The organism is uncultured Veillonella sp., assembly GCF_905209685.1.
In the GTDB taxonomy this organism is placed as follows: domain Bacteria; phylum Bacillota; class Negativicutes; order Veillonellales; family Veillonellaceae; genus Veillonella.
Genome location: NZ_CAJLUB010000067.1, coordinates 1 through 9,211, shown reverse-complemented (window position 1 = coordinate 9,211; position 9,211 = coordinate 1). Strand labels below are relative to the sequence as shown.

General features: G+C 41.2%; 8 protein-coding genes. All 8 read left to right on the top strand.

The genetic code is table 11. From position 1 onward, the window contains the following. The first annotated feature begins 28 nt into the window (after positions 1 to 28). The gene (purD, locus tag QZ055_RS06075; RefSeq protein WP_295825299.1) at positions 29 to 1,291 is read left to right on the top strand and encodes a phosphoribosylamine--glycine ligase; all 1,263 of its coding nucleotides are present in this window, start codon (positions 29 to 31) and stop codon (positions 1,289 to 1,291) included. Between the two features lie 296 nt (positions 1,292 to 1,587). Continuing rightward, entirely contained in the window at positions 1,588 to 2,730 is a 1,143-nt protein-coding gene (locus QZ055_RS06070; protein ID WP_295825297.1) for an isochorismate synthase MenF, read from the top strand. A gap of 39 nt (positions 2,731 to 2,769) precedes the next feature. Further along, positions 2,770 to 4,560, top strand: coding sequence for a 2-succinyl-5-enolpyruvyl-6-hydroxy-3-cyclohexene-1-carboxylic-acid synthase (gene menD, locus QZ055_RS06065; protein ID WP_295825295.1), 1,791 nt, complete (start codon positions 2,770 to 2,772; stop codon positions 4,558 to 4,560). Continuing rightward, positions 4,557 to 5,417 (top strand): 2-succinyl-6-hydroxy-2,4-cyclohexadiene-1-carboxylate synthase, encoded by an 861-nt coding sequence (gene menH / locus QZ055_RS06060; RefSeq protein ID WP_295825294.1) that lies wholly within the window; start codon positions 4,557 to 4,559, stop codon positions 5,415 to 5,417. Before menD ends, menH begins: the two co-directional genes overlap by 4 nt. Positions 5,418 to 5,421: 4 nt before the next feature. Further along, a complete protein-coding gene (gene menB / locus QZ055_RS06055) occupies positions 5,422 to 6,264 on the top strand; it encodes a 1,4-dihydroxy-2-naphthoyl-CoA synthase (protein WP_005387880.1) in 843 nt (280 codons plus the stop codon). 146 nt (positions 6,265 to 6,410) lie between these two features. Next, a complete protein-coding gene (gene menE / locus QZ055_RS06050) occupies positions 6,411 to 7,796 on the top strand; it encodes an o-succinylbenzoate--CoA ligase (protein WP_295825292.1) in 1,386 nt (461 codons plus the stop codon). 7 nt (positions 7,797 to 7,803) lie between these two features. Beyond that, a complete protein-coding gene (menC, locus tag QZ055_RS06045) occupies positions 7,804 to 8,955 on the top strand; it encodes an o-succinylbenzoate synthase (protein WP_295825290.1) in 1,152 nt (383 codons plus the stop codon). Continuing rightward, a partial coding sequence (locus QZ055_RS06040) for a PaaI family thioesterase (protein WP_295825288.1) occupies positions 8,952 to 9,211 on the top strand: 260 nt, incomplete at its 3' end. The genes menC and QZ055_RS06040, both read left to right, overlap by 4 nt.

The following is a 9,211-nucleotide window of genomic DNA, read 5'->3' as shown; positions in this document are numbered from 1 at the left end:
ATGGCGTTTAGGCGCCGATGGAGGACTTATGAAAGTATGTGTAATCGGTAACGGCGGCCGCGAACATGCATTGGCATGGCGATTGTCCATCAGCCCTAGCGTAACAAAGGTATATGCCATTCCTGGCAGTGCAGCCATGTCAGATTGTGCAGAGCTAGTCGGCATTGATTGGCAGCAAAGGGATCATTTAATTAGTTTTTTGAAAGATAATCACGTTGATTTAGTTGTTGTTGGTCCAGAGGCTCCTCTTGTAGCAGGACTAGCAGATGCACTCAATGTAGCTGGAATTCCTGTGTTTGGTCCATCTAAAGCGGCTGCTCAATTAGAAGGGTCTAAGGTATTTGCCAAAGACCTTATGAAAAAATACAATATTCCAACGGCTGCCTATGGTGTATTCCACAAGGTAGACGAAGCAAAAGAATTTATCGCTCAAACAGGTGCTCCTATCGTGGTGAAAGCTGACGGTTTGGCAGCCGGTAAGGGCGTTGTAGTAGCAATGACCGTAGAAGAAGCGAATGCAGCTGTAGAAGATATGCTTAGCGGTAATCGCTTTGGTGATGCAGGTAGCACCGTTGTTATTGAAGAATTCATGGAAGGCGAAGAAGCGAGCTTACTTGCCTTTGTAGACGGTAAGACGGTAGTGCCTATGATTGCTTCCCAGGATCATAAACGTATCTTTGATTGTGATAAAGGCCCTAATACAGGCGGTATGGGCACCTATGCACCAGCGCCAGTGCTTACAGATGCATTGCGTGATGAAGCGATGAAAACAATCTTAGAACCTATGGTGGCGGCCATGCAAAAAGAGGGCATGCCTTATGTGGGTTGTCTCTATGCAGGCCTTATGATTACGCCTCAAGGTCCTAAGGTTGTTGAATTTAATGCACGCTTTGGCGATCCAGAAACTCAAGTTGTATTGCCATTACTTGATAGTGATTTAGGTCAAATTATGATGGCTTGTGCCACAGGTACATTAACAGCTGATATGGTGAAATGGAAAGATTCCTCTGCTGCTTGTGTCATTCTTGCTTCTAAAGGATATCCTGAAACATCCTCGAAGGGTGATGTGATTCATGGTGATATTAAACAACATGATACAACCATCGTATTCCACTCTGGCACGAAACTAGTAGGTGAAGAATATGTCACAAATGGCGGCCGTGTTCTAGGTGTTGTGGGACTTGGTAAAGACCTTAGAACAGCGCTTGATAGAGCTTATGGACGTATAGAATACATCAAGTTTGAGGGCATGCAATATCGTACAGATATTGGGGCGAAAGCTTTCAAATAAACTAAAGGTCTTTTACATCATGTAACATGTATTTAAATAGTACAATAGCATTTCAAAATATAAAAACCTCTACATTTATGCATAGCGCATGTGGTGTAGAGGTTTTTATTTTCTACCTTTTAATGGTTACCTATGTTATAATAATGTAGATATAAAGAGGGCCCATCGACGTGTGATGGCGTTAGGCTCATCTCAACATTTTGAAACCTATTGATGGCGCCTAATATGTAGAAGTACATCTTCTACATATTAGGTGTTTTTACTATAGTCTATTTTTCGTATAGCGACATACAACTATGAAATATAACAAAGAACCGTTAAAACTGAATAGTCCGGTATCATTTTGGATGAATTTCCCCAATGAAGAACGCGTGTTTTGGGTGGATCGCCAAAGTGACCGCATCGTTGTGGGCGCTAAACGTCTAGCGACGGTTAAAGATGATGACGATCGCCATAATTATGCTTATGTATTTTATGGGGATACTTTTTTTGATACTGTAAAAGACCATAAATGGTGTAATATGGGCCATGAAATGATTGCTTTTACCCATTATTACATCGTAGAAAATGGAGAGTCCTTCTATCTACATGCTGGTGAAAGTGTACCCATTGAGAATTATGAGGTACCTCGAGTTCGTCATAACTACAAGGAAACTAGCGATGATAAGGCGGATTGGAACCGTTTAATGAATGCTATTGCCGATGGCATAAGCAGCGGTGCGATGACTAAGGTCGTCTCTTCTCGTGAGGTAGAATTTACTAGTGAAACACCATACAATGTGGCAAGTATTTTAGCTAATTTAGTCGATAATAATCCCAATTGCTTTATCTTTGGCTATGAAAAGGATGGGCGTACCTTTGTAGGGGCATCGCCAGAAATTTTAGTCCGCCATCGTGGCAGTGAAATACTTAGCTATGCACTAGCTGGAACAGCCCCAAAGGATGGTCCTAATGCGTGGACTGAGGAGCAATTACTAACCAGTGAGAAAAATCTTATAGAACATAATATTGTTCGTGACCGTATCGTGAATACAATGAAACAAATTACTCCAGATGTTATGGTGGGAGAAATAGGCATTATGGAGTTATCTCACCTCTATCATTTGCGCACCATAATTACCGCAAAGGATAGTACAAAATCTCTTGTGGAATGGGCTAGATTGCTACATCCTACACCAGCTCTTGGAGGCGAACCGAGAGAAAAGGCGCTGGCTTTATTACAAGAGTATGAATCCCATGAGCGCGGTATGTACGCAGCGCCTTTTGGCTTTATGAAGGATATGGGGGACGGCATCGTTGTAGTTGCCATTCGCTCAGCTCTTATCATGGATAATGTATTGTATGCCTATGCAGGATGTGGCGTTGTAGCTGATTCTGATGCGGATGAAGAATACGCTGAAACTAATAATAAAATGCGCACCATTCTTGATGCCTTATAATTGTTTCCGCACCTCTAGGGGTCTTTGAAAGGGAATATAATGAATGAATATATTGCTGCCTTGGTAGACGAGTTCTATCAACTCGGCGTCCGTCATGCGGTGTTTAGCCCTGGTTCTCGTTCTACGACGATGGCCATGCTGTTCAAGGAGCATGAAGGATTTGAAACCTATATGAATATAGATGAGCGCTCTGCTAGTTTTATGGCTCTTGGCATTGCAAAGGCTCATAAGGAACCAACTGTACTCGTATGTACTTCAGGTTCGGCTGTGGCCCATTATTTGCCAGCTGTTTTGGAAGCTCAATATAGCGGGGTACCGCTCATTGTACTATCTGCTGATAGACCTCATACATTATTGCATGTAGGGGCTCCTCAGACTGTAGATCAACACAAAATCTTTGGCACTGCGGTCAATTATTTTGAAGAATTAGCTGTGCCTCAAGAATCTCATTACTATACATATCCTCGCCAAGTGGCTCGTAAAGCGTATATGAAAGCGATGGATACGAAAAAAGGGCCGGTCCATATTAATGTGCCTCTCTTTGAACCATTGGTGCCAGAATTGAGCCGTAACCATTTTGAGGCTGGTCGCAGTTCCTTTAAAGTGGTTAAACCAAACTATGGTAGTGTATTTGACTGTCGCCATGAAAATGATTTGACTCATATTAATACTGCTACTGATATTGCTGATAGTCCTATTAGTAAAGAAAAGACTAATAATTTACTTGAAAGATATGAGCGTATCCTTATCCTAGCAGGCCCACAGATCGATATAGAGGAAGCTAATACGATTCGTTCCTTTGGGGCGGCTTTACAAGCCCCTATTTTGGCTGATCCGTTGTCTAATGTAAGACGACGTTATAACTCGGTAGGTAATCAATGCAATAAGGAGTGTGTCGATTCTAGTAATGTTGTTATCTCTACGTATGATGCGTTGTTAGCAGGGCAAGCTCTTTGGCATGAGTTAAAACCAGACTGTGTAATTCAGTTTGGTCAAATTGTTGTATCTAAGCGTGTACAACAGATGATCGCTAGTTGGACTGATGTGAAGTATATCGAGGTAAATCCTACGATGGACTCTATGAATCCAACAGGTAAAACTACCATGCATGTGCAAGCTAGCATTGATGTTTTTACCCATTTGTATGGAAAAAACAATAACTCTGATGAGTACTTAAAAATATGGCAACAGTTAGAACAAGAGGGCAAAAAGCAACTAAGCTTAGCTATTGATGAGCCTCATTGTTTTGAAGGCCGAACCATACGTGAGTTACAAGAACACATCCCAGAAGATGGACAAATTTTTGTTGCCAATAGTATGACGATTCGCGATTTTGATTACTTCTGGTTCAGTGGGGAATCTAAGGCGGTTCTTTACGGCAACCGAGGTGTCAATGGCATTGATGGCACTATTTCAACGGCTCTAGGACTAGCAACAAATGGTAAACCTACATATCTAGTAACGGGGGATTTATCCTTGTTCCATGATTTGAATGGCTTGGCGATAGCGAAAACCCATAATTTAAACTTAACTATTATTTTGCATAATAATGATGGCGGCGGTATTTTTGAATACTTACCTCAAAAGGGGACAAAGCATTTTGACTACTTGTTCTCTACGTCACAAGGTTTAGATTATAGTGGGGCTGCAACACTCTATGGTTGTGGCTATACTAAAATCTCCAGTCCCGATGAATTGAGTTCTGTATTGGCTAATGTTAGCCAAGAAACAGGCGTTCATATCATTGAAATTCCTACAAATAGGGAATATAGCAGAGAATTGCATAAGAAATATACGAAGGTTTCAGTTGATATGGAGGCATTACTATGAGTCAGTATTTTTGCAGTATTGTAGATAATGCTTTATGCAATCCAGCACAGCGTATGTATTTTGATTTGGGCGATTATCGCTATGGATTGACTGTTGTAGGCGATGGGGAGCCTATTGTGTGTTTTCATGGATTTTCGGAATCTAGTTACACTTGGGATTCTATTAATTTACCAGGTTATCGTTTAATCCGTATTGACTTGATTGGTCATGGTGATTCTGATATTCCTGAAGAGGATGAGGCCTATACAATCCCTAAAATGATAGAGGATTTGCATACCGTTATCTATCACATGGTAGGTGATAGATATTATCTCATGGGATACTCCATGGGGGCCCGTATAGCGCTTTCCTATGCATTACAGCATGATAGCGAAATTCAAGGGCTTATCCTTGAAAGTGGTTCTGTGGGGATTGCTTCGGAGGCTGAACGAGCAGAACGACGCAAGGCCGATGAAGAATTAGCTCACCAAATCGAACATAACGATGGTTCTTGGTTTGCTTCTCGTTGGGCGGAGGCTCCTATTTTTGAAAGTCAAAAGCAGCTTTTACCAGCGGTCGCTGAATTAATTTATTTACGTCGCGCACATAATAGTCCGTACGCATTAGCATGTACCCTTCGTGGGTCAGGTCAAGGTGTGATGACCTATGTAGGTGATCAGTTAGACAAATTATCATGTAAAGGCCTATATGTGAGTGGCGCACTAGATACAAAATATACTACAATAGGAAGAGATGTATTTGGCAAGTTGCCAAACTTTAAACATGTCGTCGTCGAAGGGGCGGGGCATAATGTACATATAGAAAAACCGCAGATGTTTGAACAAGCGGTATTAGATTTTTTACACAAGAAAGGTTAAGTCCATGAGCAAATTTGATTGGAAAGTATTGGATCGTAATTATGAAGATGTAATTTACGAAACATATAATGGCATTGCAAAGATTACTATTAATCGCCCACAGGTACGTAACGCGTTCCGTCCTAAAACTGTTATGGAATTAATCGATGCTTTCACAGTAGCTCGTGAAGATAACGAAGTAGGCGTAATCGTATTGACTGGTGCAAACCACGGTCAAGGTGAAGACAAAGAAGCATTCTGCTCCGGTGGTGACCAAAGCGTACGCGGTCATGGTGGTTATGTAGGCGAAGATAATGTTCCTCGTTTGAATGTTCTTGATTTACAACGTTTGATTCGCGTTATCCCAAAACCTGTAATCGCTATGGTTAATGGCTTTGCTATTGGTGGCGGCCATGTGTTGCACATCGTATGTGACCTTACCATCGCTTCTGAAAATGCTAAATTTGGTCAAACAGGTCCTCGCGTAGGTTCCTTCGATGCTGGTTACGGTGCAGGTTACTTGGCTCGCATGATCGGTCATAAACGCGCTCGTGAAGTATGGTTCCTTTGCCGTCAATACACAGCTGCTCAAGCTTATGAAATGGGCATGGTTAACTGTGTTGTACCATTCGACAAATTGGAAGAGGAAACAGTTCAATGGTGTAACGAAATTCTTGAATTGTCCCCAATGGCATTGCGCATGTTGAAAGGTGCCTTCAACGCTGACACAGACGGTCTTGCAGGCTTACAACAATTCGCAGGCGACGCTACATTGATGTACTACACAATCGATGAAGCAAAAGAAGGTCGTGATGCATTTAAAGAAAAACGTAAACCGAACTTCAAACAATTCCCTAAATTCCCTTAATCGGAATAGATGTACTAGTCTAGTACTAGGGATGGAATGTATTGTAAAAACGTAAAGTGCGCCTCTATATGAGGCGCCTTTCTTATAATATCTTTGGTTATTAATTACTAATCATAAGGCATTATCTTTAGATACGAGGTGAGACGATGGAATGGTTACGGTATGGTGTACAGCACTATCCTGATCGCATATGTATAAATGAATATACTTATAACGATATATATGGCGGTGTGCTTCATGTGGCTAGTGAATTGCTACCTCTTGAAAGCTCCCGTGTGGCCATTTTATCGGACAACTCTGTTACTATGGCAATCTATGTACTGGCAGCTATGCTAGCTCATAAAGAGGTATTGCTGCTGAATGTACATCTTAAGCCCAACGAGATAGAAAACCAATTGAAACAATTAGGTATTACTACCGTATTACATAGTAAAGAACGACATAATCAACTGCCTAGTTCACTATGTGCCATTGAGTTTGAACCGATAGAATCCATTCTGTCTAATCTGAATTTAGAGGACACTTTCGATTGGAACTTTGATGATGCAGACATTGCGGCCATTATGAACACTAGCGCTACAACAGGTCAGTTTAAATCAGTACCCCTTCGATGGGGGCAAATTAGAGCTCATGTACAAGCATCTCAAGAGGTGCTAGGTAAAACAGAACAAGATAATTGGCTTATGGTATTGCCGTTGTTCCATGTCAGTGGATTATCTATCTTGATGCGATCACTTTATAATGGAACGGCTATCACTATATTGCCTAAATACGATGAGGCAAAGGTTTTAGAACTCATTGAGTCAGATCGAATCAATATGATGTCTCTCGTGCCTACAATTTTGACCCAATTAGAACCGAAGATTACACATCATACATTACGAGTGATTCTGCTTGGCGGCGAATTCATTCCTATGGCGCTTATTGATGCTTGCGAAAAGAAATTGTTACCAATTTATAAGACCTATGGCATGACGGAAACCTTTAGTCAAAGTGTGACCTTCTCTGTATTGGATTACCCTCATAAACGAGATTCTGTAGGTAAACCATTACCTGGTATGCAGGTTCATATTGATAATCCTGATGCGGATGGAGTGGGGGAAATCCATTTGACCGGCCCTATGGTTATGACTGGGTATATCGACAAGGAACCTATCGACGGTGATCTTAATACAGACGATATTGGCTATGTTGATGAAGATGGCTTTGTATATATTCTAAATCGCCGCAAAGACCTTATTATCTCTGGTGGTGAAAATATTTATCCTAAGGAGTTAGAGGACCTAGTCTATAGATTGCCAGCGGTGAAGGAATGTGCCGTTGTACCTGTATCTGATTCTAAATGGGGGCAAGCACCAGCACTATTTGTAGCCTTTCATGATGGTGAAAGTATGACGGCTGATGAGATTCTATCCTTTATGACTTCTTCTTTGGCTAAGTATAAAATCCCTAAGTATGTAAGAATTTTACCTGCATTGCCTCGTAATGGGACCGGTAAAATTGTGCGTAATGAACTGCGTTTAGAAGATTGAGGCGTTTATGAATGATATTTTAAATTTTAAAAGCATAACTACATATCGCCTTAAACTACCGATGAAGTTTAATTTTAAGACTGCTAAGGGCGAGGTGAAAGAACGGGAGACCATTGTTATCCGCATCGAGGACCAACAAGGTTATGTAGGTTATGGGGAGTGTGTAGCTTTCACAGATCCATTCTATACCGCAGAAACCGTAGATACATGTTGGAAGAAATTAGTGGATGATTATATTTTTAATCTTCGTTTGATGCGGCCTAAACCTCTTATGACTTATGTACGCCAGCTGCAATTCTGGCTAAATCGAGATCATATGCCGATGACCATTGCTGCTGTAGAAAATGCCCTTATTAATCTTCACTGTGAGAGACTGGGTGTGAATTCCGTTTCTTATATTATGGGGCAGCCCTTACAAGATACCATTGAAAGTGGTGTTGTTATTGGCGATGTACCGATGGAACAATTATTAGATGCAGTAGAAACTCATGTGACAAATGGTTGTAAGCGCATTAAGTTAAAGGTGAACCCTACAGATGGCTATGAACGAGTATCTCTCGTCCGTAAGCAGTATCCAAACTTAGTTTTAGCTGCTGATGCGAACCAAAGCTATTCCTATGACGACATCAATAAGGTTCGGCAATTTAATGATTTGAATTTAGCCTGCATAGAAGAGCCTTTTGCTATGACGACACTCCAATCCTATAAGGAATGGAAGTGGGAGCGTCTTAACAATGATGATTGGAACATCGAAACACCTATCTGTTTAGATGAATCTATATTAGGCTATGATGATTTATCCTATGCTATTGAATATGGTCTAATTGACGTACTTAATATAAAAGTAGGGCGCATGGGCGGTCTTGTGCCAACGAAGGCAGCTATTAATCTTTGTAGAGAAAGTCATATTCCGTATTGGATTGGTAGCATGGTGGAGTCTGGAGTTTCTAAAATGCTCCATGCTCAACTCGCTGCACTAGGTGATTCCTATATGGCAGGAGACCTATCGGATTCTAATAGATACTTTGAACGAGACCTCATCTATCCCGACCTCACTTTTAAAAATGGTGTAATGCACGTACCTGATGGTGATGGGCTAGGTGTAACCGTTTTTGACGATAGATTAGAAGCGTATTGTATGGAGAAACGAACACTATGAATTTGATTGAAGCTTTACAAATTGAAAAGCCTCATATGACAAGTGAAACCACATGTGTGGCAAAAATGAACTTAGGCGACTTTCACAAGCAACCGCAAGGTTACCTAAATGGAGGGGCGACTTTAGCTTTTGTAGAAATTGCAGCGGGGATGATGAGTAACGAACTCATTGGTGCTGATAAATTTGGCGTAGGTCAATCTATTACAGCTAACCACTTGCGTCCTGTACGATGTGAAGGCGCTTTAACAGCCCATGG

Bases quoted from the DNA above. Each gene is read 5' to 3' on its own strand.
- purD (WP_295825299.1), top strand. From the start codon at position 29: ATGAAAGTATGTGTAATCGGTAACGGCGGCCGCGAACATGCATTGGCA.
- QZ055_RS06070 (WP_295825297.1), top strand. From the start codon at position 1,588: ATGAAATATAACAAAGAACCGTTAAAACTGAATAGTCCGGTATCATTT.
- menD (WP_295825295.1), top strand. From the start codon at position 2,770: ATGAATGAATATATTGCTGCCTTGGTAGACGAGTTCTATCAACTCGGC.
- menH (WP_295825294.1), top strand. From the start codon at position 4,557: ATGAGTCAGTATTTTTGCAGTATTGTAGATAATGCTTTATGCAATCCA.
- menB (WP_005387880.1), top strand. From the start codon at position 5,422: ATGAGCAAATTTGATTGGAAAGTATTGGATCGTAATTATGAAGATGTA.
- menE (WP_295825292.1), top strand. From the start codon at position 6,411: ATGGAATGGTTACGGTATGGTGTACAGCACTATCCTGATCGCATATGT.
- menC (WP_295825290.1), top strand. From the start codon at position 7,804: ATGAATGATATTTTAAATTTTAAAAGCATAACTACATATCGCCTTAAA.